Source organism: Mycetocola saprophilus (assembly GCF_000718085.1).
Lineage (GTDB): Bacteria > Actinomycetota > Actinomycetes > Actinomycetales > Microbacteriaceae > Mycetocola > Mycetocola saprophilus.
On record NZ_JOEC01000001.1, the window covers coordinates 340,130 to 366,351 of the forward strand.

Consider the following 26,222-nt stretch of genomic DNA (forward strand, 5'->3'; position numbering starts at 1 on the left):
CCTGTGTGAGGGGTGATTAGTTGTCCAGCAGGGTGCCGGCGATGTCGATCACCGCGCGATAGCGCACGGTGCTGTTAGCGACGCGCTCATAGGCGGCGGCGATTTCGCCGGCATCCACCAGCTCGATCTCCGCGGCAATGTTGTGTTCGGCGCAGAAGTTGAGCATCTCCTGGGTCGCGGCCGGGCCGCCGAAGTTGGAACCGACGATTGCACGCTGATGCATCACAATCGATCCGGCGTGGAACTGATACGGCTTGGCCGGGAACCCCACGTTGATGAACGCGCCGTCGATCTTGAGGGTTTCCAGGTAGGCGTCCAGTTCGATATCCGCCGAAACGGTGTTGAGGACAAAATCGAACGTGCCGTTCAGCGCACGCAGGTTCTCCGGGTCGCTGGTGACCACATAGTGGTCGGCACCGAAGGCCAGGGCGTCCTGCTCCTTGCGCGGGGAGTGGCTGAGCAGGGTCACCGTGGCACCCATCGCGTGGGCGATCTTCACGGCCACGTGTCCCAGGCCTCCGAGCCCAATGATCGCGATGTTTTTGCCCGCGGCGGCACCGAACCGTACCAGCGGTGCGTAGACGGTCATTCCCGCGCACAGCAGCGGGGAAGCGGCGGCGAGGTCCATGCCGTCGGGGATGGACATCACAAAGTGGTCCTTGACCACGATGCTCTTGCTGTATCCGCCGGCGGTGGGGGTCCCGTCGTATTCGCGACCGTTGTAGGTGGCCACGGGGCCGTTGAGACACATCTGCTCGTCGCCGCGGAGGCAGATCTCGCAGGTGCCGCAGGAGTCGACATAGCAGCCCACTCCCACACGGTCACCGACCGCGAAGGTGGTCACCTCGGATCCCACCGCACTGACCACGCCGGTGATCTCGTGTCCGGGAACCATCGGGAAGATCGCGGGCCCCCAGTCTTCGTTTACCTGGTGGATATCGGAGTGGCAGATTCCCGCGTACTTCACCTCGATTTGGACATCGTCGGGGCGCAGATCACGTCGTTGAATCGTGACCTTTTCAAAGGCCGCGCCGGGGGTCGCGGCGCTCAGAGCAAGGGTGGAAGTCATAGGACACCTTTCAAAAGGGAAGGGGATACCGTGTGGGTGTGCGGTGTTTTAGGCGGCTTCGGGCAGGTCGCTCAGCCGGCGCAGGGCAAAGGGAACCGCCAGGATCTCGTTGAGAACCTTCGCAACCTCGATGAAGTGCGGGGTCTGGAAGTGGAACTCCAGCGCCGCGGCGTCGGTCCACTCCTCGAGGCAGATCATTGCGCCGGGGACGGCCGGGTCCGAGAGTGGCCGGTAGCCGAGGCAGCCGGCCTCGGCCAGGGAGGGCTCAACCATGTTGGTCAGAGCCTCCCTGAGCCGATCCTCATATCCGGCCTTGGCTTGGAACGCGGCCACCAGTACCAGCGAATTGTGTTGTGTCATTCGGGGTCCTTCGTGTTAAGCCGAGGCTGACTGGGGTTAGGCTTCGACGCGGTTGCCGCGCAGCAGCCAGGTCGGACCCTCAACGTAGGAACCGATCTCGGCGAAGAACTCGGCGAAATACTGGCCGTTGGCGTGAATGTCGAATGCTTCGGCACTCTCATAGCCCTCGTTGAGGTAGAAACGGTTTTCGTTGTTCTCGTCCTGGATCAGTTCGAAGCGCAGGGTTCCGGGCTCGTTGGCACCGGAATCGCGGCCATCCTTGATGGCTGCGTTGATGAAGTCCTGGCGGCGCTCGGGCTGAACATCGAAGTAGACGGCGACGTGGTACATGGGATCTCCTTGTGGGAATGTGTCTGTTGTGTGTCCGGCCGAATCGGCCAGCAATCAGAGTCAACACCGTGCGCAGGCTGTGGTGAGCGTCCAAACAGGCAGGGTTCTGCCTAGGAAAAACCGTCCTACCCAGACCGGGAGATCTCGGTTGATACTTGAAGGATGCAACCCTCAACCAATCTCGCCGAGTTTCTTCGGGCCGCCCGTGCCCGGGTGCAGCCTCAGGACGTGGGCCTCGGGTCCGGCGGCACCATTGCCCGCCGTGTGCCCGGACTACGCCGTGATGAGGTCGCGCTGTTGGCGGGCATGAGCGTGGACTACTACACCCGGATGGAGCAGGGGCGCATCAAGCACGCCTCCGATGCGATCGTTAACGGGTTGTGTAAGGCGCTGCTGCTCAACGCCACCGAACGCTCCTACCTGTTCTCGTTGTTCTCCCCGGCCACCGGACGCCAGCCTCAGCCCGTCCGCGCCACCAAGGTACGTCCGATCGTGCGCCAGATGCTGGACCAGATGGAAAACACGGCGGCGTTTGTGCTGGGGGTAGGCATGGAGGTGCTGGCGATGAACGATCTGGCGAAAAAACTGATGCCCGACTTCACCGCGGAAACGGGCCTGGCCCGGAGCCTGGCGCGCTGGACCTTCCTGGCTCCGGAAGCGCGCACCTACTATCGGGAGTGGGATGTGGTGGCGGCCGATATGACCGCGATTCTGCGCCGAGATTCCAGTCGTCATCCCAACGATCGCGCACTCAATGAGCTCATCGGAGAGCTCACCGTCAAGAGTGAGGCATTCCAGCAGTGGTGGCCTCAGCACATGGTGTACGAGTGTTCCTTTGGAACCAAGAAACTCGCCCATCCACTGGTGGGCCCGATCGACATCGAATACGAGACCTTCCCGGTGCCCGAGGACCCCGATCAGCAGCTCTTTATTTACATGGCGAAGAAGGGCTCACCCTCCGACGATGCACTGCGGATTCTGGACACCTGGGACTCCGAGAGTGCGCTTGCCTTCACCCCTCACGAACGGTAATCACCCAGCTGCGCCGCTACGCCATCGTCTCGGACGGGTTCTCCCACGCATTGGCGCGGCCACACGAGATGCATCGCTAGAGCCGCACTAGACTTTTTTTCTCATCCGCCGTCACTTTTTCCCCGTATCGGGTACTTCATATCGACGGCCCACCTCGCGCCAGTAAAAACCTGTCTGTTGTTCACTCAATAAATGACAGCGAGTTTTTCTGCGGGGAGGGACCGTGAAGACTCAGGCCAGAACCATTTGGGGGATCTGGCAATGCACGGGGGGAAGCTGTGGAACTGTCAAACACGCTGGGTAAGGCGTCGCCTTGGGGCCGGCACAAGCGAAAACTGAGGTCATCGCTGGCCGGGATGCTCTCGATCGTCCTGGTGGGAAGCGGGCTGGGCCTGCTCCCAACCGGGGCGATGGCGGCGACCACAACCGACAACATCGTGCCGTTCGATGACACCCTCATCGACCGCTACACCGAGGTAGCTCAGTTCGGCGGCGATATCGCCGGCACCGACCCCAACCGTACCGCCTACGATGTAAAGCTCGACGCCAACACCGTGGTGTACACCAGTAAGCGTGGTGACCGCGCCCCGGGCAGCGGCAGCGTGATCGTTCGGACCTGGGTAGGACCCGCGGCCGGAGACTTCTCCACCACCACTCTGACAGCTCCGGCCTCCGCAGCGGGATTCGGATTCTCGGTCGACGTGGATGACGCGGCCGGAATCGTGGTTGTGGGTGCCCGCTTCTCCAACACCGTTTACGTTTACACACGCAGCGGCGACACCTGGTCCACCACCCCGACCACGATCACCGCGGCCGACAATCCGCGGATTGCCCGGGTTGGTTCCTTCGGGGAATCGGTAAGCCTGAGTGATTCGCACCTGGTGATCGGTGCCCCAAACTCCCAGGTTGATGGGAAGGTCAACGCCGGTTCCGCCTTTGTGGTCCCGATCGCCGAGGCAATCTCCGGGGACGCCCGGGCTCAGGCCCTCCTACTCCCCGCGGGCCGGGTCAACCGCGACGACGTCTACGGACAGATCGTTGCCGCACGGGACGCTACCGCCGTGGTATCCGCACCCCAGCACCGCGAGACCGCGGCCGATGGGCAGGACTATCAGGTGGGTCAGATTTCCGCCTGGAACCTGAGCGATGCGTCGAATACCTTCACCGTGACCCCCGATGTTAATCAGGAAAAAACCGATTTCCCACCCAACGATGAGGGTGGATCTTGGGCCGGCCTCGGGCGATCAATTGTGATCACCGCGGACGGACGGGTGATCGCCGGTTCGCCCTCCGAGGTGCACTACACCGGTGAAAAAGCCGGAGATATCGCCACCGATTCCGCCACCACACAGGGAGCGGTCTACATTTTCACGCCCAATGGCACCCTCGCCGGACAGCGCCTCTCGGCGCTCCCTGGGCAGTACTACTTTGGGTCGAACCTGGATTTTAACGAGGAAACCCGAGAACTCTTTATCGGGTCGCTGAACCTCGATGCCGTTCCCGACCGCGGCAATGTTCAGGTATTTGACCTGACTGATCCCGCCTCCACCACACCCGCCAAGCCGCTTGAAACCCGCGAGGGCGGGGAGACGAAGTTTGGTTCCTTTGGTCTGCTGGGCGGTTCGGTTCAGGCCAGCACCGGTCGCGATAAAAACGGTGCCCAGCACCACCGCGTGGCCGTGAGCGCAAGCGGTGGGGTCTACGTGTTTGAGAGCCTCAACGCGGTGACCCTCACCAAAACCACCTCGCTTGCGCCGGGGAATGCCTCACCGAGTGCCAACGAGGGAAAAAACGTCGCGACCTATACGGTCTCGGTAACCAACACCACCGGCGTAGACCTCAACGACTTTGTGGTCACGGATGACCTCCGCAACGTGTTGGATGACGCAGAAATCAGTGCGATTAGGGCGAGCATCGGCAGCGCCTCGCTGAGCGGAAATGCCCTCACCTGGACCGGTAACCTTGCCGTGGGTGAGACCCTCACCATTACCTATGTCGCCACCGTTATGCCGGTGGTAACCGCCGATGACACCGGTGTGCAGAACTACACCGAGCCGGTCGCCGCGCTCGTCAACAGCGTCAGCACCAGCCGCATCATCGCCGGGGAACCCGCCGCCGTGCCCAGCGTTCGGGTCGCCGAAGACGCGCCCGACCGCAGCAAGTGGACCGACGGTGTCACCGTGACCACCCCGATTGATGGGGCGCTCAAGCTGAGTAAGACCGTGACCGATGCCGATGGCAACGGCCGTGCCTCCGCGGGTGAGCGGGTAAGCTATTCCCTCACCGCGACCAACGTGGGTGGCCTGCCGCTGGATGCCGCGACCGTGACCGACGATCTGAGCTCGGTCCTGGCCTACGCGTCCGCGCCCGAAAACATCGTGGTCACCCTGGTGGATCGCGAAGGCAAGGAAATCACGGCACCCGCCGCCCGTTTCGACACCCCCATCCTGAGCTGGACCGGGGATATCCCCGCGGGGGCGAAACTCACCATCGGATACGACGTTGTGATGAAGAGCGCGGGAGAGCTCTATCCGCTGACCGGCGGAGAGGCCCTGGTCAACGGCGTGGACTCCCCGGAAAAGGTGGATCCCGAGGGCCCCACCACCACACTGCCGGTGGAGGACGAACTGATCCTGCAGAAGTCCGCGGCCCCTGCCTCGGGTAGCGAGGTACGTCCGGGCGACCAGATTGTCTACACCCTGACCCTGACCAATAAGGATGCGGCGGTGGCCAAGACCGGCGTCACCCTGACCGATGACCTCTCCGAGGTACTCGCCTACTCAAGCCTCGTGGGCGACCCGAGTAACGGAGCCACAATCGAGGGCAACACCCTCACCTGGACTGGTGACGTGGCCGCCGGAGCGAGTGTCACGATCACCTACACCGTGACGGTGAGCGATTCCGCTCCCGACGGCCAAAAGATTGGCAACCACGTAACGAGTGCACAGGTACGGGAAAACCCGCCGGGCACCGAACACGAGGTGGTCAACCCGCGCGGCACGGTTTCGCTGTCCAAGGCTTCGATGCCCTTCACCGGAACACAGGTGAAACCCGGTGACACGATCACCTATACGGTGACCGCAACCAACGACACGGGCCTGCCGATCACCGACGTGGTCATCGAGGACGTTGTGTCCGGACCGGTGACCGTGATCGAATCCTCACTGCCCGCCGGGGCCGTCCTCGAGGGCAACACGATCCGCTGGACCGGGACCGTTCCCGCACAAAACTCGGTGGTGCTGAGCTACCGGGTCACCGTGGATGCGACCGCGACCGCGCCCGCCGTGGTGGGCAACGTGGTCACCAGCGATGACATGTCCAATAATCCGGACGAGCCGCCGAGCACGCAGCACCCCGTTCGCACGATCGAGCTCACCAAAACCTCCGAGCCCGCGAGCGGTCAGGTGGTGAAGTCCGGCGACGTCATCACCTATACGCTGAGCGCCACCAACCCCTCGGCCGTTGACTTTGCCAACGTGGAAATCGTTGACAACCTGGCCGACGTGCTGAACAACGCCACCCTGGTGACCCCGCTGACAGGCGGGCTGACCCTGGACTCCAACGCAAAAACCCTCACCTGGACCGGCGACATTGCCGCCGGTGCCACGATTACCCTCAGCTATCAGGTGACCGTTAACGGTGTGATTGAGCCCGAGGGCGCGATCCTGCGCAACGTGGTGTCCAGCCCGGATTCGCCGCGCTCGCCGGAAACGACGCACCCCACCAAGAATGATCGTGGGCAGATTACCCTGGCGAAGTCCTCGGTTCCCACAAGCGGCAGCATTGTGCGTCCGGGTGAGAGTGTTACCTACTCGGTCACCGCAACGAATGCGACCCCGCGGATCATCCGCGACGTGCGCATCGTTGATGATGTGAGTGGGCTACTTGGTAACGCGAGAATCGAGACCGAAAGCCTGCCCGCGGGCATGACACTGAACGGAAACGAGCTCGTCTGGACCGGAGACATCCCCGGCAACACCACGGTGACCCTGACGTATCGGGTGACGGTCAACGCCGACGCAACGGCACCGGCCGTGCTGAAAAACGTGGTGACCAGCGATGATATGACCAATGTCCCCACCGATCCGCCCACAACCGAACACCCCGTGGGCACGGTCACCCTGGAAAAGCGGGTGACGCCCGCGAGCGGAACCGCGGTGAAGGCGGGGGATCGGGTGACCTATGCAGTCACCGTGACCAACCCGGCCGCAACCACAATCACCGGGGTCTCGATCACGGATAACCTCGCTCAGATTCTGGATCAGGCCACACTCGTGGACGGCCCCACCGGTGGTGCCAGTATTACCGGCCAGACCCTCACCTGGAGCGGCGACCTGGCCGCCGGCGAAACCAAGACCTTCACCTACACCGTGCAGGTCAACGCCGAGGTCACCTCGGGGGCGCTGCGCAACGTTGTGGTGAGCCCCGATGCCCCCACCGAGCCTGAAACGGAGAACCCGATCGGGAGCGTCACGCTGGCCAAAACCGTCTCCGTTCCCGCGGGGACCGCGGCCAAGCGCGGCGAAGACGTCACCTACACGGTGACGATTGCCAACACCTCCGGTGTTGACGTGCTGGGGGCCACCGTCTCCGATGACCTGCGTGATGTGTTGGATAACGCGACCCTCCTTGCGGATTCCCTGAACGTCACCGGCGGCCCCGCCGCCACCATCACCGACGGTGTGCTGTCCTGGACCGGCGACGTCGCACACGGTGCCACCGTCGTGATCACCTACACGGTGACCGTGAACGACGATGCCCCCGCGGGCGCGGTGCTGCGAAACGCCGTCACGAGCCCGGTCTCGCCCGAAACCCCCGAGACCATCACCGAGATCGGCCTCGTTTCACTCGCAAAAACCTCGAGTGTCTCACCCGCGGGAGCCGTGAAGCCCGGTAGCGAGGTGACCTATACGGTCACGGTGAAAAACTCGGGTTCGGCGGCCATGAAAAACGTGTCCGTGGTTGATGACCTCACCGACGTCCTCGCCCACAGCACGGTCACGACCGAGCCCACCGCAACGGCCGGACGTGTCACGCGCACCGGAAACCAGCTGAACTGGACCGGTGACGTGGCCGCGGGCGCGGAGATCCGCATCACCTATGCTGTCACCGTGAACGCCGACGTGGTCTCACCCGCGACCCTGCGCAACGTGGTCACCAGCCCCGACTCAACCGACGTCCCCGAGACGATCAACCCGATTGGCACCCTCGAACTGGCGAAGTCCACGAGCGTGCCCGCTGGATCGACCGTGCGCATTGGTGACGAGGTCACCTACACGGTGACGATCACCAATAACAGTGATGCCAACATGTCCGGAGTACAGGTGGTTGATGACCTCTCCGACGTGCTGGACAACGCAGACCTTGTGGGTAGCCCCGCAATCGTCTCCGGAGGTGGAACGCTCACACGCGATGACACCCGGCTGATCTGGACCGGTGATGTGGCTGTCGGTGCCACCGTGACCCTGAGCTACACGGTTGCCGTGCGTGATGACGTGTCCGGCGTGCAGACGCTGCGCAACGTGGTCACCAGCCCCGATTCGCCCAGCAAACCGGAAACCGAAAACCCCATCGGTTCGGTCGGCCTGGAAAAAACCTCGCAGCCGGCTTCCGGATCCGCCGTCAAGCGCGGCGACACCGTGACCTATACGGTGACCGTGAACAACAACTCCGGGGTTGATCTGGCCGGCGTGAGCGCCGTCGACGACCTCTCCGGTGTGCTCGGCACCGCCACCCCGGTGGGGGAGCCCGAGATCATCTCCGGCGGGGGAACCGCGGTCCTCGACCAGGCAACCGCCACGCTGACCTGGACCGGCGATCTGGCCGCGTCCCAGTCCGCGGTGATTCGCTACTCGGTGATCGTGATGGACACCGCGGAGAGCGGGGACGTGCTGCGTAACCTCGTATCCAGCCCGGATTCGCCCAGCGAACCGGGAACCGAGAATCCCGTGGCCACGATCGGACTCACCAAGTCCGTTGTGCCCAAGAGTGGAACGGCAGTTCGGCCCGGGGAGCGTGTGACCTACACGGTCACCGCGCACAACACCACGGGCTTTGACGTCACGAACGTGAGCATCGCCGATGACCTCTCCGATGTGCTGGACGATGCAACCCTGACCCCTCAAGACATCGCGGTATCCGATGGTTCCACCGCGACGCTCAGCGGAACCACGCTCATCTGGGCGGGAACCGTGCCCGCACGGGGAGCAATCACCATCACCTACACGGTGACCGTCAACGCGGACGCCGTGGCACCCTCGACGCTGCGCAACGTGGTGACGAGCCCGCACTCCACCGATAAACCGGAAACACAAAACCCGGTTGGGACGGTTCTGCTCTCCAAGATCAACGACCGCGGTGACGGCACCGTTGTGCTGCCCGGCGAAAAGGTGACCTATACGGTGACCATCGCCAACCCGGGCGCTGGCGACCTTGCCGATGTTTCCGCCTACGACGATCTCGCCGATGTGCTGAACAACGCGACCTGGAACAACGATGCGCGCGCCTCCGCGGGTACCGTTGCCCTGGACGGGAACGTGATGCGCTGGGATGGCTCGATCCCCGCGGGCGGTGTGGTCACCGTGACCTACTCCGTGACGGTCGATAAGGATGCCGCGGCCCCCGATACGATCCGTAACCGGGTAACCAGTCGGGACTCCACCCACGTACCGAGTGTGGAAAACCCCGTGGGCACCGTCGGATTGAAAAAGACCGCCGACCCGGCCAGCGGCACCGCCGTCAAGCCGGGGCAGACCGTCGGCTACACACTCAGTGTGAGCAATCCGGCGCAGGTTGATCAGGAGAACGTGCGGGTCACCGATAACCTCTCGGACGTTCTTACTGCCGCCGACCTCGTGGGAACCCCGGTGGTATCCGACGGCTCCTCCGCCGCGGTTGACGGAAATATCCTGAACTGGATCGGCACCGTTCCGGCAAAAACCACCCTGACCATCACCTACCAGGTGCGGGTTAGGGACACTGCGGTTGCCCCGGCAACACTGCGCAACCTGGTGACCAGCCCCAACTCAACCGATAAGCCCGAAACCGAACACCCGGTGGGCACCGTGACACTGGCCAAGGCCGCGAACCCCGCCAGCGGCAGCTCCGTTGCGCCGGGCGAAAAGGTGACCTATACGGTGACCATCACGAACCCCGTGGATGCTCCGGTTTCCGGTGTGCGGGTGGTTGATGACCTCAGCGACGTGCTGAACGCGGCGACCCTCACCACCGATCCGCGCGCCGACGGGGGAACGGTCACCTACGATCCGGCAACCCGGCAGGTTGTGTGGACCGGTGATCTGACCGCAAAGCAGAGCGTCACGCTCACCTACGTGGTCACCGTCAACAAGGGTGTTCCCGAGGGAACCATCCTGCGTAACCACGTGACGAGCCCGGATTCCCCGGACACCCCGGAGACCGTGAACCCTGTGGGCGAGGTGACCACGGCCAAGCGCCTGCTGGACGCCAACGGGACGGTGATCCCCTCGGGGACCGTCGTTGCTCCGGGCCAGAGCCTCACCTACGAGCTCTCGGTTGTCAACGGGTCCGCCTCCGCCGAGCAGCGCGCACTGCGTGACGACCTGGCCGGAATCCTGGGGACCGCGACACTGACCGCGCCTCCCATCGCAACCTGGACCGATTCCAGCCCGGTTCCGGCCCTCTCATTTGTGAACAACGTGATTCAGTGGACCGGGGCGGTGCCGGCCGGTGCGACACTGACCATCCGCTACACCGTGCAGACCAATCCCCGCGCCGACGGCACCACCGTGTTGAACAACACGCTCTGGGTGGATGGCACCGAGGGACCGGGTACCACAAACCCGGTGGGCACGCTCACGCTGGACAAGTCGGTCTCGCCCGCCAGCGGCACCGCCGTGGCGCCGGGAGAACTGGTGACCTACACGATCACCGCCGGCAACCAGAGTGATGCGCCGATTACCGGCGCACGGATCACCGATGACCTCAGCGGTGTGCTGACCAGCGCGACCGTTGTGGGTAAACCCGTGGTATCCGATGGGTCCTCCGCGATGATCGGTCCGGATGCGACACTGACCTGGACCGGGGATATTCCCGCCCGAGGCGAGCTCACCATCACCTATACGGTGCGGGTCAACGCAGATGCTGCGGCTCCCGCGATCCTGCGAAACCTCGTGCTCAGCCCGAACTCGCCGCAGGAACCGGAGACTGTCAACCCGGTGGGAACCGTCAGCCTGTTCAAGGACAGCGTGCCCGCCGCGGGCACGGCCGTAAAGCCCGGCTCCACGGTGGACTATTCGGTGACGATCCGTAATACCACCGCCGTCCCGATCTTCGAGGTCAGCGTCACCGACGACCTCAGTGATGTGCTTGATGATGCGACCCTCGTGGATGGCAGCGTGCGCGTTTCGGACGGTACCACCGCTACCGTGGTGGATGGAAAAATCGTCTGGAACGGAACGGTTCCCGCCGGCTCCGACATCACGATCACCTACTCGGTGACGGTGAACGCGGATGCCGAGGCCCCCGCGGTCCTACGCAACGTGGTGACCAGTCCGGACTCAACCGATGTGCCCGAAACCGTGAACCCCGTGGGGACCCTGCGCCTGGTGAAAACCTCGGTGCCGGGCAGCGGCATCGCGGTCAAGCCCGGAGACGCCGTGGACTACACGGTGCAGATCATCAACGACTCGACGGCCCCGATCCTCGGGACCAGCGTGAGTGATGACCTCACCACCGTGCTCAACAACGCCACGCTTGTGGGTACCCCGGCCGCCACCACCGGCAGCATCGAACTGAGTGGTAACACGATGCTCTGGAGCGGGGATGTCCCGGCCCAGACCACGATCACCCTTACCTACCGGGTACTTGTGAACGACGATGCGGTGGCCCCCGCGGTCCTGCGCAACGTGGTCACCAGCCCGGACTCGCCCAGCGTTCCCGAAACGGTGAACCCGGTGGCGACGGTGAAGCTCAATAAGAGCAGCAACCCCACCTCGGGTATCGCGGTCAAACCGGGGGACACGGTGACCTACACGGTCACCGCAACGAACGAGGGACTCGTGGATCTGCCCGGTGTGTACATCGAGGACAACCTCTCCAACGTGTTGAACCATGCGTCCCTGGTGGGAACCCCCGAGGTTTCCGACGGGTCCCAGACCCAGCTCAACGGTGCCTCGCTCACCTGGACGGGTACGGTGCCCGCGGGTAAGACGATCGCGATTACCTATCGGGTGTTGATCGCCGCAAATGCCGTACCGCCCGCGGTGCTGCGCAACGTGGTCTCCAGCCCGCAGTCGCCGGAGGTCCCCGAAACCATGAACCCCGTGGGCACGGTGAACCTCACCAAGACCTCGGACCCAGCCTCGGGAACAACGGTGGGTCGCGGCCAGACGGTGAACTACACCATCACCGTCACGAACCCGACACCGAACGAGATCCGCGGCATCGTCATCTCCGATGACCTCTCGGGGGTCCTGGAAAGCGCGAACCTGGTGGAGGGATCACTCAGCCCTTCCGATGGCTCGGTCACCGTGATCAACGGCACGCTCGGTTGGGAGGGCACGGTCCCCGCCGGCGCAACCGTTGAAATCCGTTACGCGGTCAAGGTCAAGGCGACTGCGGTGGCCCCGGCCACCCTGAAAAACGTGGTGGTGAGTCCGCACTCGATCGACAAACCCGGCACCGAAAACCCGGTGAGTCCGCCCGATCCCGGGGAGAAAATCCCCACCACCGGAAGCGAGCTGATTGCTCAGCTGGCACCGATCACGCTCATCCTGTTGGTCGCCGGAGCCGTGGCGATGCTGATTCGGCAGCGCTCACGCCGGAAGGGGAACGACGTTGCATAACCATTCCGAAAGTGGGAACCCCATGGACACACCAGATGACACCACCGGTGCCGTGCCGTCTCCGGAAGCGGGGGCCGAGCACCGTGCTGACCCCACCCCGACCGCGGCACCACTCACCCGGAACCGTTCACGAGGGCGGACAGGCGCGCGCCGTCGGCGCGGACTGATCTTCGGATCGGCCGCCGCCGCGGTCCTAATTGCCGGCGGGATTGCCGCCTGGGCCGGAGGACTCTTCGGCCCGGGGGCGGCCACCCAGGTCTCCTCATCGCTCACCAAATACGACATCAAGGTGTCCGATGGCAGCGGAGCATTTGTTGATGCAACTCGGGAGAAGCCGCTCCCGTTGACGTCTCCGGGCCTCGCCTCCGATCTGATCGGTGAGGGCCTGGAGTGGACGGTCACCGTAAAAAACGAGGGTGCCGCCACCGGACAGCTGTTTTTTGTGGTCTGTGATCCGATGTCCGCCAAGGTGAAGTACCGGGTGGCCCCGGGCAAGGATGTGATCTACCCGGATCTGTTTACCCAGCTCCGGTTCACCATCACCGATGACGCCGGCACCGTGGTGCTTAACAATCAGATGCTTGGTGCGGATGAAAACAACGATCCGAACGGTGACGGTACGCTGCGTGCCGACATTTCCCGGATCCTTGAGGCCGGCGGGGGAGAGGCTACGTTTACCATTCGCGCGGTCTTTGACTATGACCGGGAAGATGCCAGCAAAACAAAACTGGCCGCGTATAACGGCGTGGATACCGACTTTGGTGTTCGCATTGAGGGGGAGAGCGACTAATGGCCAGAGTGAATAACACCGCGGGGCGTGCGGGGACTGCGCCGGTACGCACCCGTCGTCTGCGCATGGCCGGAGCCGCGCTGCTGGTGGCCGGGTTGGCCGCCGGTGCCACGGTACCGCTCATTGGTGAAACCACCGCGGGATACACCGACTCGGCCTTTGCCCTCGCCGAGGGGGTAGCCGTTCCTCCCACCACGGCGCTCGCTTCGGTGGTTCCCTCCTACGCGCTGGACACCATGCAGGTGGTTGACGTGGCCGGAAACCTGTGGATTTGGGGGTACTACGGAAACTCCGGTCCCAGCACCTCCTCCGCGGGTCAGGGAGGCGGAAGTAACGGCATCGACTACTCCACGGGCACGGCGTTTAACAACCACAAACCGAACCAGTTCAAAGCCCTCACCAACATTCGTGCCATGGCCTCCTCGGCCTATGCAAACTATGCAATCGATGAGCACGGCAACCTGTTTGGCTGGGGTCAGAACAACGGTGGCCTGTACATGTTTGGCAACAACTTCAACGGAAGTGGCCGGATCGTCCCGCCCGGGACCACCCCGGAGAACGTGGTCACCAACTGGGCCGATGCGATCATCGACACCGACGTGGTCAGCGTCTCCTCGGTGGAGTACGGGGCCGCCTATGCGAAGGCCGATGGCACCGTTTGGACCGTGGGGGACAATGCGCTCTCCCAGCGCGGTCAGGGCTTTAGCGGCAACGGGAATGCGGCACTGCGGGTGGCCACGCAGGTGACCGACTGGCCCGGTGGCGCACACCCGGACATCGTCTCGGTTTCCTCGGGCTACGAGGGATATTACGCGATAGCCGCCGACAACACGGTCTATTTCTGGGGCCGCTCGTTCCGAGACGGTGCCGGGTCGCTCAACACCAACCTCACCGCGGCGGGCTGCCAGACGGTCAGCGCCACCTACCGCGACTATCGCTGTAGTAAGCCCGTCGAGATTCCCGAACTCACCGCGGTCGCCCAAAACGAGGGTATTAAAGAGCTCGGTGGGGGATACTCCCACGGTCACATGGTCACCGAGCGGGGAAACCTGTATGCATGGGGCAGCGAGGAAAACAACTACTCGGGCAATGACGAGCTCGCCTCCTCGTCGACCAACGGCACCCTGCCCCGGCTGAAGGCCGCCGATGTGGTGGCCTCCTCCTCCCGGTTCGGATCCACCCAGTACATCACCAAGGATGGCGCCGCATGGGCGTACGGCAACCGTCTCTGGGGCGGGGCGTTCAGCCTCGACAACACCCAGGCGAAACCGACGAATGGGGACGACCTGACGGGAAAGGTCTGGGACCCCCAGGCCGATCCGAAAAAGCGTAAGGCGGTTCAGGTGGGTGGCAATAAGGACTCAGCAACGATCCTGTTGGACGATGGCACCGTGCTTTCCTGGGGGGAAAACGGCGGTGGTGCCGCCTGTGGCGGGTTCACATATGCGAACTGTAAGACAGCCGATGGAAGCGTCGCCACGGTCACCGCAACCGGAGGAACCAGCGGTCTGTACGTCTGGCCACTCACCCTCGTGACGGGTATCCAGAATGTGGGACGCTACCAGACCATCACGCTGAACTCCTCGCCGTTCACCGGCAGTGCGGTGATGTCCGGGCAGCGGATCGGATACCGGGCTCTCGCCCGAAACCCGCTGACCGAGGAGGCCACCTATACGGTTTCGGTTGATCTCAGTGGTCTGGGTTCGGACGCCGAGGTGGACCCCGAGACCATCCGCATCACCGTGGGTGATGACGATCCGATTCGCGGGGTGCAGACCGATGGTGTGGTCACGTGGACGGGGAAGGTGCCGGCGAACAGCCAGATCCTGATCACCCTGGACGCCGTGGTGAAGCCGGGCGTGCCCGGGGGTGCCACCCTCAACGTCTCCGCGAACCTGCGGGTGAAGGATAGCACCAACGCGGATTCCGATACGGTGGCCCACATCACCACCACCAACCCCGCCGACCTGGAGGGGTGTGATTCCTGTGTCATCCCCTAATTGCCGGATGTCCGCGTGAAAGTCGACGGCCACCTCGGGTCAAAAATACCGGTATCACGCGTACTACGGGCGGTTTCCGCTGGCGGTGTGCTGGTCGTGGCGGCAACAATCCTCACGGCATACCTGCTGGGGATCCGTGGATACGCGGTGACGGGCGCATCGATGGAACCCGACCTTAGGGCGGGCCAGTTCATCCTGACTCGGAGCGTGCCGGCCCAGGAAATACGGCCCGGAGAAATCGTGACCGTTCGCCGTCCCGGACGTGGAGACATGGTCACCCACCGTGTAATCACCGTCTCACAGGTGAATGGACTCGTGCACCTCAAACTACGCGGCGATGCCAATGCGACAGCGGACCCGTCAGATTATGTCGTGACCCGAGCGCAGCGGTACCTGTTCGCGGTTTTCTAAGGGAACGGGTGGCGGTTCTGGCGGCTCTCTCCCGCGACACGGTGCCATCAGACACCGTCGTGGTGCACGGAACGGCTCGGCAGGACTATCGATTCGCAGAGGACGCGGAGGACTACTGATGGATGACCGGGGGACCCGGATCACGGAAACCACCCGTGACGCCGACTTGATCACACGTTCCCGTACCGGTGAGCAGCGTGCGTACGCCGCGCTGTGGGAAAAATATCACGACCTCGCACAGGCCATCGCCCGGCCACTTGCTCATGCCGACGCCGAAGACATCGTGTCCGACGCCTTCACCATGATCTGGACCCAGCTGCAGCAGGGTGCCGGGCCGCAGACAAATTTTCGTGCGTATCTGCTGGCGACCGTGCGTAATATCGCGTTCAAATCGCATCGAAAGCTCGGCCGAGTTGTCACCGGGATAGATCTTGATCTCGGGGTGGTAGACGATGGGCCGCAGATCATCGAAAATGCCGAGGCCAACCGAGATATCCTGCTGGCATTCGAACATCTCCCCGAGCGGTGGCAGCGAGTGCTGTGGATGATCGAGGTGGAGCAGCGGCCTCGCGCCGAGGTTTCGGCGGCGCTGTCCCTCAGCCCCAACTCGACCACCCAGCTGCTGCGACGTGCCAAGGAGGGGCTGCGCGAAGCGTGGCTAGCCGAACGATTCACCGCCGACGGGGTGGCGCGCACCCATCGCGGATTTGTCCGTGACATGCCGCGATACGTGCGCGGTGGGTGGGCCACTCGCCGCCGACAGGAACTTCGTGAACACATCGGAGACTGTGGAACGTGTCGTGCCCGCGAAATCGAGCTGAAACGAGAGAGTGCGCTGCTGGGGCCCGCACTGGCGCTGCTGCCGCTGATCGGTGGCGGGGCACTGTTTGCCGGGCAACGTGGTGATTCCGCGCAGGCGGTTCCATCCGGTCTGCTCGCCCGGTTCGAGGCGCGATCGTCCGAAACCCTATTCACGCTGGGAAACCAGATGGCGATGCTGTCGCTACCGGCCGCGGTAAGCACCGTGGCCGTGGCCGTCGCCGCCGGAACCGTGTTGCTGGTTCCGCTAATGGTTCCCGGCGTCGGGGAAACTCCCACCGCACGGCCCGCTGACATCATCCCATCGTTCGGTGCGCCCACACTCCCGCCGGATACCGCATGGCCCGAGCCCTCGGCTAACCCGGTGATCGTATCGGGAGACAGCGCCCCCGTGGACCCGTCGCCGAGTGCCCCGACATCCTCCAACGAGTGGTTCCCCTCACCGGATGATCCCGGGGAAACCTCGGCCCCGGCCCCGCTCACCCTCGCATTCGATATGGACCCGCGCGGAGATCTCGCCCCCGAGGCTTCGGGGGTTGCCGAACCCGGGGCAACCATCGAGGTGCGCGCCTCCGGGACGACCGCAACCACGATCGCCGGTGACGATGGGCGGTGGCACCTGGACCTCTCGGCGCTTGGGCTGGGGGTTGGCACACACTCGGTCAGCGCGCGTCGAATCGACGCGGTTCCCGCCCAGGTGGCCGGACCGTTAACCTTCACCCTCGCGCTTGCTCGCCTGACCGCGGAGGAAAACCCCACAATGACCTCGGGAAGCGCTTTTGTTGTCACCGGGATTCCCAATTCCGTGGTCTGTGTTGTGCCGCAGGGGACAGCCCCGCAGGAGATCCGGTTGGGACCCGCGGGTACTGCCCCCACGCAGATTGACGCGTCCACTCCGACCCGGTTTCGCTACTGTGCGGGTACCCGGCTGGGACCCGAGGGAAACGTAGCGCTGGCCGGGAGGTAGGCACTTCTATCTGCTTCCTCAGGTACCGCTTCCGGAGGGAAACGCGCCCCGCGCCACCATTATGTTCCGGATGGGGCTACTCGGCGACGATGCTCAGCGCCTCGATGAGCCCCGCCGCATTTACCGCAAACGTGTACACCAGCTGGACACGCCCGCCGGGGAAGTTGCCCTCCAGGAGCTGCGTCACCGCGGTGGTGGTGCCCGTTTCGCGACTGGAAATCCAGGTCGAGGTGACCTCATATTCGCTGGCATCTCCGCCGAGCCAGCTGAGGATCTCGGCGGAACCGCGATGGGTATGGCCATCGTCGGTGACCACCGCATCCGGGGAAAACACCTCGGCTACCAGCCGCTTATCCTTGCCCTCCATCAGGTCAAAGAACCGCTGGATGATGGGGGAGTGTGGTGATGAATTCATGGTGTGTGCCCCTGTCCTAGATGGTTTTGATGGTGCCGCCATCAACGGTGATCTCCTGCGCCACGACCGAGGCCGCCGCATCTGACACCACAAACCCGATGACCTCGGCGATCTCCTCGGGCGGGGCAAAGCGGCCATCGGGCACGCCGCCCAGCGAGTCGAGGATGAGCTTCATCCCCGCCTCCTCGTCCACGCCGTGCGCCTCGGCGAGGCGGGCTGCCAGCGCGAAGGCACCGGGGCTCTGGATTCCGCCGGGGGAGACGGCGTTCACTCGAATGTGCTGCGCCGCAAGCTCATTGGCGAGACCCTTACTGTAGGCGCGCAGCGCCGCCTTGGCCGCCGCATATCCGAGGGTCCCGTCATAGAGCGGCATCTTGCCCTGGATCGAGGTGACGTGCACGATTGATCCCGAGCCACGCTCCTGCAGCAGCGGAATCAGGGCCCGGTCGAGGCGGACTGCGGCCAGCAGGTTCAGCGCCAGTTCCTCATCCCAGTGGGCGTCGGTCATCGAGGCGTGGCCGCCGCCGGGGGTGTTGGAGCCGCCGGTCACGTGCACCAGGATGTCCAGGCCCCCGGACTCGCGAACGGCCTCGGCGATTCGGGCGGGGGAGTCGGGCGCGGTCACGTCGAACTGCAGGAACGATTCGGCCGCGGTGTGTTCGGGGCGTGATCGGCCCACGGTGGTCACGCGGGCGCCGGCATCGGCGAGGCGCTGCACGGTCGCGGCGCCGAGGCCCTTGGTGCCGCCCACCACGAGTGCGTGACGGCCGGCGAGGGAGAGCAGAGGGGGATACGAAATTGTCATATCCCCAGGCTCGGCATTCCCCTAGGGGGAAGGTCAAGCCCGGCTAGCGCCCGGTGCGAAAAATGGGCCAGCCGATTTCGGTCACCAGCTCCGGAGACTCATCGGTGGCCGCCCGCAGATAGCGTTCGCGCAGCGGACCGGGCACTCCCAGCTCGTGCTCGGCCACATAGACGCCGAGCGCCGAATAGGTTTCGGCAATCGTCTCATCGGGCCCCCGGTGCACGGCAACGGCAAGCTCGACCGCGGGCAGCACCTCCACGTGGAGGCGTCCCGGATACTCGCGCGCGGCGGCTTCCGCGCGCAGCGGGAGGAAGAGGACGGCCTCGCCGCGTCCGTCGAGGAAGAGCTCGGCAGCCCATTCGCCCCCGAGCGGCCCCGCGATGTCTGTCGGATCGACCGCCAACAGCTCGTCTCGGGCGGCGGTGTACCAGTCTCCGAGATCGTCGCGGTTGATTCGCTCACGAATCACCAGGGCCGGTAGCGCGGCAATGCTGTGGTGCTCGATATGGGGCGGGGTTGAGCCCGGATCCACCAGCCCGCGCAGCGAGGCCACCGCGTGCTGGGTGACCCGAAGACGCTCCTCGAGCCGGTTCAGGTGCTCGGTGATCAGGGCGTTGCGGCCGGCCACATCCGCGGTCGCCAGAATCTCACGGATGCTATCCAGCGGCAGATCCAGCGCGCGAAACTCACGGATCACCCGCGCATCGGCCACCTGTCCGGAGGCGTAGAGCCGGTAGCCGTTGTGTGGATCGATCTCGGCCGGTTCCAGGATGCCCACCCGGTGATAAAACCGCAGCGACTTGGCGCTCAGCCGGGTGGCCTGCGAGAAATCGCCGATTGTCATGAGGGAAGCCATAGGGTCATTCTCTCCCATCCGCGGGCGCGCTCCCAACGGACAGGGAGCGTTCGGAAACATTCGTGTAATCCGGGCCGGTTACCCTCATTTGGGGGTCGAGTGTGCGGGCCCAATCTTTGGTTTACCGTTGATCAATTTCTCCGGGATTGATTGAATCGGCAGTGAACCACGATGCGAAACGAAGTCGGGTGCGTGGGTGCCCGTCGGGTCCGGTTCGTATCCCCTGTGAGGAGTTCAATATGACCACGGAACCACTGAGGATCGCGCTGGCACAGCGTCGCCCGTATCCAATTGACGGATCACCGGAGGGGTTTGCCCGGGAGGTCGCCGAGACGCTCGCCGCCCACCCCGGTACCGAGCTGCTGGTCTACCCGGAGATGCACCTGTGCGGGACCGAACACCTGCCCGAGGAGGCTCGCCCCGCGGCCCTGCGCGCCGCCGCGGTCGCGTTGGACGATGAGTATGTCACCCGGTTAGGAGCGATTGCCGCCGAGCACGGCATCTGGTTCTGCCCCGGCAGCATCGGCGAAATTGGTGAGGACGGCGAGTTTTACAACACCCAGCTGATCTTCGATCCCAGCGGCACCCTGCGTGCCAGCTACCGCAAGATGTTCCCCTGGCGTCCGTTCGAGCCGCACCGTCCGGGCGACAGGTTCATCGTCGAGGGGCTGAACCATGCGGGGACTTCGCACGGAACCGTGGGCCTCTCGATCTGCTACGACGCCTGGTTCCCCGAGCATGCCCGCCAGCTGGGCTGGCTGGGGGCGGATCTTGTCCTCAACATCGTCAAGACCACCTCGCCGGATCGCGAGCAGGAGCTTGTGCTTGCCCGCGCCAATGCGATCGTCAACCAGTACGTGGTCGCGAGCCTGAACGCCGCCGAACCGGTGGGTCGCGGCCGCAGCATCGTGGTGGGTCCCGAGGGCTTTGTGATCGCCGAGGGTGGCCTCGGCGAAGAGACCCTGACGTTCACGTTTGATCCGGCCACGGTGGCCGCGGTTCGCGAGCACGGCACGATGGGCAGCAACCGGATGTGGGCACAGTTCCACGAGGGCGATCCCACCATCGAGCTTCCCATGTATCGGGGCCGTATCGACCCGCTGCACTGGTCCCCCCAAACCCCCAACGCAGGCGCCCAGTAGACCGTTTACGGCCCCTGAACGACGCGGCACATCATCCGAACGAGGAGTTCACTGTGTCAAATTCATCCCCCGCTCCCACGCTTGCTCGCACGCTGAAGCTGCCCTCGCTGGTCCTGTTTGGGCTGGCCTATCTGACCCCGCTGATCGTGCTGGGCATCTTCGGCGTGATCGCCTCGCAGACCGGCGGTGCCAGCGCCAGCGCCTATCTGATCGCGCTGATCGCGATGCTGTTTACGGCGAGTAGCTACGGCCGGATGGCCAAGGCGTATCCGGTGGCCGGATCCGCCTACACGTACGTGCGACGCACGATCGGCGGTCGAATCGGCTTCCTGGTGGGTTGGTCGGTCATCCTCGACTACATGTTCCTGCCGATGGTCATCTGGCTGATCGGGGGCTCCTACCTCCAGGCGCAGTTCCCCGGGGTACCGATGCCGGTGTGGATCCTCGGATTCATCGTGATCACCAGCGTCCTCAACGTGATCGGGCTCAAGGTGGCCGACCGCGCGAACCTGATCCTGATGTCCTTCCAGATCCTTGTCATCGTGATCTTTGTGGCCCTCTCGATCGCCTCGGTGGTGAACACCAACGGGCCCTCGGGCCTGTTCAGCGCCGGACCCTTCACCGGGATCAACGCCGGATTCGCGGGGATCGCCGGGGGCGCGGCGGTGGCCGCCTACTCCTTCCTCGGGTTCGATGCGGTGACCACGCTGACCGAGGAAACCATCGAACCGCGCCGCACGGTTCCCAAGGCGATCATGCTGGTCGCGCTGATCGGCGGCGGCATCTTCGTGATCGTGGCCTATGTGGCCCAGCTGGTGCACCCGGGCGGAACCTTCACCGACTCGGACACCGCGGCCTTCCAGATCGCCACCAAGATCGGTGGCAACCTCTTCGGCGCGGTGTTCCTGGCCGCGCTGGTGGTGGCCCAGTTCACTTCGGGACTGGCTGCCCAGGCCTCGGGGAGCCGCCTGCTCTATGCGATGGGGCGTGACGGCGTGCTGCCCAAGCGCATCTTCGGCGCGTTGAGTCCGCGGTTCCGGACCCCGATGCTGAGCATCCTGGTGATCGCGATCGTGGGCCTGATCGCGATGTTCATGGACGTGTCCACCTCGACCTCGTTTATCAACTTCGGGGCGTTTGTGGCGTTCATCATGGTGAACCTGTCGGTGATCGTGTACTGGTTCAAGCAGCGCCGCGAGGGCGTGCCCCACAATCCGCTGGTGTACGTGGTGCTGCCGATTATCGGCATGATCGTGATCGCCTACCTGCTGACCCAGCTGGACGTGCACGCGATCACCCTGGGCGCGATCTGGTTTGTGCTGGGAGTGATCGTGCTGGGGATCACCACGCGCGGCTTCCGTCGCCAGCCGCCGGAGCTCAGCGTCGACAACGTTTAGCCCATAAGCAACGGCGCCGCGTTCCTCGGGAGGGAACGCGGCGCCGTTTTATGCGGGGGCGACTACCACTGCGGGTGCACGGTGGCGCGAAAGTAGCGGTCGTAGATCTCGTGCACGCGGGCATCCAGCTCGGGGGAGGTGTGGGGCAGATCGGCGGCCCCGGCGTTGGCGAGGGCCTGACGGACGTTGCGGGCACCGGGGATGGCGGCGGTCACGCCCGGCTGATCGATCAGCCAGCGCAGCGCCGCCTGCGGAACCGAAACACCCTCGGGCAGGGCCGCGGCAAACTCCTGGGCGGCGGCCAGGCCGTCGGTAAAGTCCACCCCGCTGAAGGTTTCGCCGCGGTCGAAGGCTTCGCCGTTGCGGTTGTAGGTGCGGTGGTCGTTCTCGGGGAACACCGTGTCCGCGGTGTACTTGCCCGAGAGCAGTCCGCTGGCCAGCGGCACCCGGGCGATGATCCCCACATCGTGGGCACGAGCCGCGGGCAGAACCTCATCCAGGGGCTTGAGCCGGAACGGGTTGAGGATGATCTGCACCGAGGACAGCCCCGGACGGTCGATCGCGGTGAGGGCCTGCGCACTCTCCTCGACGCTCACCCCGTAGGCGGCAATGGCCTGCTTTTCCACTAGCTCATCCAGCGCATCAAACACGCGCTGATCGGTGTAGACGGCGGAGGGCGGGCAGTGCAGCTGCACGAGGTCGAGGGTGTCCACGCCGAGGTTGGTGCGCGAGCGGTCCACCCACGCGATGAAGTTCTCGCGCGAGTAATTTTCGGGGAGCTGCTCCAGGCGGCGGCCGATCTTGGTGGCCACAAACACGTTCTGCTCGGGGTTGCGCTCGCGGAAGGCGCGGATGAAGCGTTCGCTGCGTCCGTCTCCGTACACGTCGGCGGTGTCAAAGAAGGTGACGCCGGCGGCGACCGATTCCTCCAACACGGCCAGCGCATCGGCCTCGCTGACCTCGCCCCAGTCGGCACCCAGTTGCCAGGTTCCTAGCCCGATCGCCGAGACGGATCGTCCGGTTTTTCCTAGACTGCGCTGTTCCATGGGTGTGCTCCTTCTGCCGAACTCGGTGGCATCGCCGGAATCCCGGGGTGCGGGTTCAATGGTAGCGAAACCTAGTGCGCCAAAGCCTGTACTTACCGTTTTCTCGGTGCCTATTCTGCTGGGGAATCGGCGGTCGTTGACATCCACCGTGCCGTGGCGAGAAGCCTCGCTAGTGGTGAAACAAAACGTAATCAGATAAATTTACTTGTAAGCATTATGTTCCAGATGGAGGAGTGAACATGAGCATTATTAGATCGGGTCGGGCGGAGATCGAGAACTTCAGTCGGAGTACCCTTTACCGCCGCTATCACGGTGGGGAACTTGAACGTATTGGGCGGGGCCTGTACATTCCGGCGGGCGCCGAGGCTGCCGATTGGGACCAGGCAGAGGCCGCCTTGTTACGGCCCGAATCGACGCTCAGTTTAGTTTCGGCCCTGAACTATTACGGGCTCACCGATCAGATCCCGGACGCACTCGACGTGGCGATTCCGCGAGGAACCCGACCTCCGGTCACGAGCGGAGCAATTCGATGGCGTCAATTTGATCACGCAACGTTCCTCCTTGAACGATCCGAGATACCCATCGCGGGAACGAGCGAAAGGATCGGTATTTACAGTGCTGAGCGCACGATCGCCGACTGTTTTCGGATGCGGTCATCCATCGGGTACGAGGTTCCTCGTGATGCCTTAAAGGAATGGCTGCGCCGCGGCGGTAAGCCCGCCGATCTGATGCGTATAGCGTCCTCTCTTCCTCGTTCGAAGGCTCCGGTGCTTCAGGCGCTGGATATCCTGTCATGAGCTCGGAGCTGGTGTACCGAAGAGTCCAAGCCCTCGCACGATCGACCGGCGCGAAAAACGGTACGCGTGCACCCACCCAGGAATACCTGATTCGGCATGCTCTTGAGTCGTTCGTCGACCGCCTGAACCGATCCCGGCATTCAAAGGATTTTGTGTTGAAGGGCGGAATCCTTCTGGGAGCTTATGGTGTGAGACGACCAACCCAGGATGTTGACTCCAACGCGATCGGGTTAGCCGTTTCTCCGGAAAACCTGGCGGGGATAGTTCGAGAGATTGCCGGTCTCGATATTGATGATGGGCTGGACTTCAACCTGGATAGTCTAACCATTCGCGAAATTCGAGAGGACGCGGAGTACCCGGCATTGCGGTTGAGAATTGGCGTCAGGATAGCGAGTTGGCGCGGCACTATTTCTTGGGATGTGTCGACCGGAGACCCAATTGTTCCTCCACCACGGATAATCAAAATCGATCGAATTCTGGGAGAGCCCATCGTAATGCTGGGATTTGCGGCCGAATCGACGGTGGCCGAAAAGGCATCACCATTCTTGAGCGGGGCCTCGCAAATACCCGGTGGCGCGACTATGTGGATATTGTTGCTCTCGGCGGCCGAGGCCTGGACAGCGATGCGCTGCTTCTGGCCGTGCGTGCAGTTGCGCAGTATCGACGTGTGAAGCTGGAAACGGTGTCGGCGACTCTTCGCGGCTATGGTGCGCTTCACCAGGCTCGTTGGTCCGCGTGGCGACGCAAGGAGGGCCTGGAGTCGGCATGCGAACCGGGCCTGGACGCGCAGGTCGCACGAGTGGCCGCGATACTCGACCCCATTTTTGCTCGAGGAGGTGAGGGTTTAGCCGTAAATAGTTAGGCGGAAGCTGCTATGACGGCGCCGTAATCTCTTCGATGTTGCTCGCGCTGCCGGTGGGAATGATCGTGATCGCGTGGGGCGGGACCGTCTGGTCCATCGAGCGTGGAGTCTCGGTGGTGCGCGCATCCCGATGCTAGCGACCTGTGGACTGACTAGTCGCGTTCCTCGGCCTGGAGGCGCGCGAGTTCGGCGGCGCTTACAGGGTACTGATGGCCCTCATCGTCCACCCACATGTGGGTGCGTCCGGCCTCGGTTGTGAAGGGCCGTTCAAACAGAATGAGGAGCGCCCCGGTCTCCGGGTGCACTTTATGAGGAGTCACCATAGGGAGACACTAGACCCCCACGGCAGACACGGCAAGACCTTTTGTAGAGATCCCGCACAATCGCTAAATCTTGGACGTCACCGCCGGTAACATGGGGCCTCATGAACGCGTATCGGCAGGACGAGTGGGAGGCCTTTCGGGAATACGCCTCCACGGTGGTTTCGCCGTACCTGATGGGCACCGGGGTGGTCACTCCGGAGGACGGGCATTCCCGGCCGGTTTCTCCGCCACACACCCATCCCGATGCGATGCTCGCCTGGTGTTATCGGGGGACCGTCTGGGTGTACCTGCAGGACGCGATGTGGCGTCTGGCCCCGGGGCAGGGGGTCTGGATTCCCGCGGGTACCCCGCACACCTCCCGTCACGATCGTGATTCAACCGGCTGCTACACCTACATCCCCGACCATGCCCTGGTGGCCCCGGTCGAGGAAACTGCCCGCGTGCTCGTGCCCCGGGCTGTTCAGGAGATGCTGCTGCATCTGGGCATCAACGATATGCCCGATGACCTGCGCATCCGCATCCAGTCCGTCCTGATCGAGATGGTGCAGCAGCCGGCCGCCGAGGTCGCCGAGGGATGGGGAGAGGTTCCGCTTCCGGTGGATGAGCGGGTCCAGGCTCTCGCCCAGGCGGTGCTGTCCGATCCCGGCGATTCACGCACGGCCGCGCAGCTGTGTGCGCTGCACGGCCTGCATGAGCGGATGGTGGCCCGGGTCTTCGCGCACGACGTCGGAATGACCTTCGGGCAGTGGCGCACCGGGGTGCGGATGACCCTGGCCGCGCGCCTGATCGTGGACGGCACCCCCGTGGGGGTTGCCGCCCACCGCTGCGGATACGCGAGTACCAGCGCGTTTTCGGCGGCATTCAGGGACCGGTTCGGGATGACCCCGCGGCAGCACATCGCCCGGGTGGAGGCCGATTCGGCCCACCATCTCTACTGGCGCTAGGCCCCGTCGCTCCCGGTGATGCCGACGAGTCAT

19 protein-coding genes are annotated in these 26,222 nt (G+C 64.1%); 11 read left to right on the forward strand and 8 right to left on the reverse strand.

Going from position 1 to position 26,222, the window contains the following annotated elements:
• Positions 1 to 16: 16 nt before the first annotated feature.
• The 3 genes from IE92_RS0101500 to IE92_RS0101510 are packed head-to-tail and all read right to left on the reverse strand — an operon-like array spanning position 17 to position 1,759.
• Positions 17 to 1,069, reverse strand: a complete 1,053-nt coding sequence (locus IE92_RS0101500; RefSeq protein WP_030143110.1) for an NAD(P)-dependent alcohol dehydrogenase — start codon at positions 1,067 to 1,069, stop codon at positions 17 to 19.
• Between the two features lie 48 nt (positions 1,070 to 1,117).
• Positions 1,118 to 1,429, reverse strand: a complete 312-nt coding sequence (locus tag IE92_RS0101505) for a putative quinol monooxygenase (RefSeq protein ID WP_030143111.1) — start codon at positions 1,427 to 1,429, stop codon at positions 1,118 to 1,120.
• A 36-nt stretch (positions 1,430 to 1,465) separates the two neighbouring features.
• On the reverse strand, positions 1,466 to 1,759 hold the full coding sequence (locus IE92_RS0101510) for a putative quinol monooxygenase (RefSeq protein ID WP_030143112.1): 294 nt from the start codon (positions 1,757 to 1,759) through the stop codon (positions 1,466 to 1,468).
• 162 nt (positions 1,760 to 1,921) lie between these two features.
• Here IE92_RS0101510 and IE92_RS0101515 point away from each other — a divergent pair, with 162 nt between their 5' ends.
• The 6 genes from IE92_RS0101515 (at position 1,922) to IE92_RS0101545 (ending at position 17,602) form a co-directional block, all read left to right on the forward strand.
• Positions 1,922 to 2,791: a helix-turn-helix transcriptional regulator gene (locus IE92_RS0101515; protein WP_030143113.1), complete on the forward strand. Its 870-nt coding sequence runs from the start codon at positions 1,922 to 1,924 to the stop codon at positions 2,789 to 2,791.
• A gap of 356 nt (positions 2,792 to 3,147) precedes the next feature.
• Positions 3,148 to 12,615: a DUF7927 domain-containing protein gene (locus IE92_RS0101520; protein WP_030143114.1), complete on the forward strand. Its 9,468-nt coding sequence runs from the start codon at positions 3,148 to 3,150 to the stop codon at positions 12,613 to 12,615.
• A 22-nt stretch (positions 12,616 to 12,637) separates the two neighbouring features.
• Positions 12,638 to 13,405, forward strand: coding sequence for a hypothetical protein (locus IE92_RS0101525; RefSeq protein WP_030143115.1), 768 nt, complete (start codon positions 12,638 to 12,640; stop codon positions 13,403 to 13,405).
• Positions 13,405 to 15,405, forward strand: coding sequence for a DUF7927 domain-containing protein (locus IE92_RS0101530; protein WP_156027356.1), 2,001 nt, complete (start codon positions 13,405 to 13,407; stop codon positions 15,403 to 15,405). The genes IE92_RS0101525 and IE92_RS0101530 overlap by 1 nt, the downstream gene beginning before the upstream one ends.
• A gap of 87 nt (positions 15,406 to 15,492) precedes the next feature.
• Positions 15,493 to 15,816 carry a signal peptidase I gene (locus IE92_RS19130; protein WP_051701470.1) on the forward strand — a complete coding sequence of 108 codons (324 nt, stop codon included), beginning with the start codon at positions 15,493 to 15,495 and terminating at the stop codon, positions 15,814 to 15,816.
• 166 nt (positions 15,817 to 15,982) lie between these two features.
• The gene (locus IE92_RS0101545; RefSeq protein WP_162178474.1) at positions 15,983 to 17,602 is read left to right on the forward strand and encodes a sigma-70 family RNA polymerase sigma factor; all 1,620 of its coding nucleotides are present in this window, start codon (positions 15,983 to 15,985) and stop codon (positions 17,600 to 17,602) included.
• Positions 17,603 to 17,678: 76 nt separating this feature from the next.
• Here the strand turns inward: IE92_RS0101545 and IE92_RS0101550 are convergent, their stop codons facing one another.
• The 3 genes from IE92_RS0101550 to IE92_RS0101560 are packed head-to-tail and all read right to left on the reverse strand — an operon-like array spanning position 17,679 to position 19,678.
• A complete protein-coding gene (locus tag IE92_RS0101550; RefSeq protein WP_051701471.1) occupies positions 17,679 to 18,017 on the reverse strand; it encodes a nuclear transport factor 2 family protein in 339 nt (112 codons plus the stop codon).
• Positions 18,018 to 18,033: 16 nt separating this feature from the next.
• Complete coding sequence (locus IE92_RS0101555; protein ID WP_030143120.1) at positions 18,034 to 18,822, reverse strand: SDR family oxidoreductase; 789 nt, start codon at positions 18,820 to 18,822, stop codon at positions 18,034 to 18,036.
• Positions 18,823 to 18,865: 43 nt separating this feature from the next.
• Positions 18,866 to 19,678, reverse strand: coding sequence for a MerR family transcriptional regulator (locus IE92_RS0101560; RefSeq protein ID WP_030143121.1), 813 nt, complete (start codon positions 19,676 to 19,678; stop codon positions 18,866 to 18,868).
• A gap of 239 nt (positions 19,679 to 19,917) precedes the next feature.
• Between IE92_RS0101560 and IE92_RS0101565 the strand changes: the two genes are divergently transcribed.
• Positions 19,918 to 20,820 carry a carbon-nitrogen hydrolase family protein gene (locus IE92_RS0101565; RefSeq protein ID WP_030143122.1) on the forward strand — a complete coding sequence of 301 codons (903 nt, stop codon included), beginning with the start codon at positions 19,918 to 19,920 and terminating at the stop codon, positions 20,818 to 20,820.
• Positions 20,821 to 20,873: 53 nt separating this feature from the next.
• On the forward strand, positions 20,874 to 22,217 hold the full coding sequence (locus IE92_RS0101570) for an APC family permease (RefSeq protein ID WP_030143123.1): 1,344 nt from the start codon (positions 20,874 to 20,876) through the stop codon (positions 22,215 to 22,217).
• Between the two features lie 62 nt (positions 22,218 to 22,279).
• Here the strand turns inward: IE92_RS0101570 and IE92_RS0101575 are convergent, their stop codons facing one another.
• Positions 22,280 to 23,263 carry an aldo/keto reductase gene (locus tag IE92_RS0101575; protein WP_030143124.1) on the reverse strand — a complete coding sequence of 328 codons (984 nt, stop codon included), beginning with the start codon at positions 23,261 to 23,263 and terminating at the stop codon, positions 22,280 to 22,282.
• 239 nt (positions 23,264 to 23,502) lie between these two features.
• Between IE92_RS0101575 and IE92_RS0101580 the strand changes: the two genes are divergently transcribed.
• On the forward strand, positions 23,503 to 24,060 hold the full coding sequence (locus IE92_RS0101580; protein WP_030143125.1) for a type IV toxin-antitoxin system AbiEi family antitoxin domain-containing protein: 558 nt from the start codon (positions 23,503 to 23,505) through the stop codon (positions 24,058 to 24,060).
• A complete protein-coding gene (locus tag IE92_RS16320) occupies positions 24,057 to 24,731 on the forward strand; it encodes a nucleotidyl transferase AbiEii/AbiGii toxin family protein (protein WP_211250741.1) in 675 nt (224 codons plus the stop codon). Before IE92_RS0101580 ends, IE92_RS16320 begins: the two co-directional genes overlap by 4 nt.
• A 343-nt stretch (positions 24,732 to 25,074) precedes the next feature.
• Here the strand turns inward: IE92_RS16320 and IE92_RS18070 are convergent, their stop codons facing one another.
• The gene (locus tag IE92_RS18070; RefSeq protein ID WP_211250742.1) at positions 25,075 to 25,227 is read right to left on the reverse strand and encodes a hypothetical protein; all 153 of its coding nucleotides are present in this window, start codon (positions 25,225 to 25,227) and stop codon (positions 25,075 to 25,077) included.
• 119 nt (positions 25,228 to 25,346) lie between these two features.
• Between IE92_RS18070 and IE92_RS0101595 the strand changes: the two genes are divergently transcribed.
• Positions 25,347 to 26,189, forward strand: coding sequence for a helix-turn-helix transcriptional regulator (locus IE92_RS0101595; protein ID WP_030143126.1), 843 nt, complete (start codon positions 25,347 to 25,349; stop codon positions 26,187 to 26,189).
• Positions 26,190 to 26,222 lie beyond the last annotated feature (33 nt).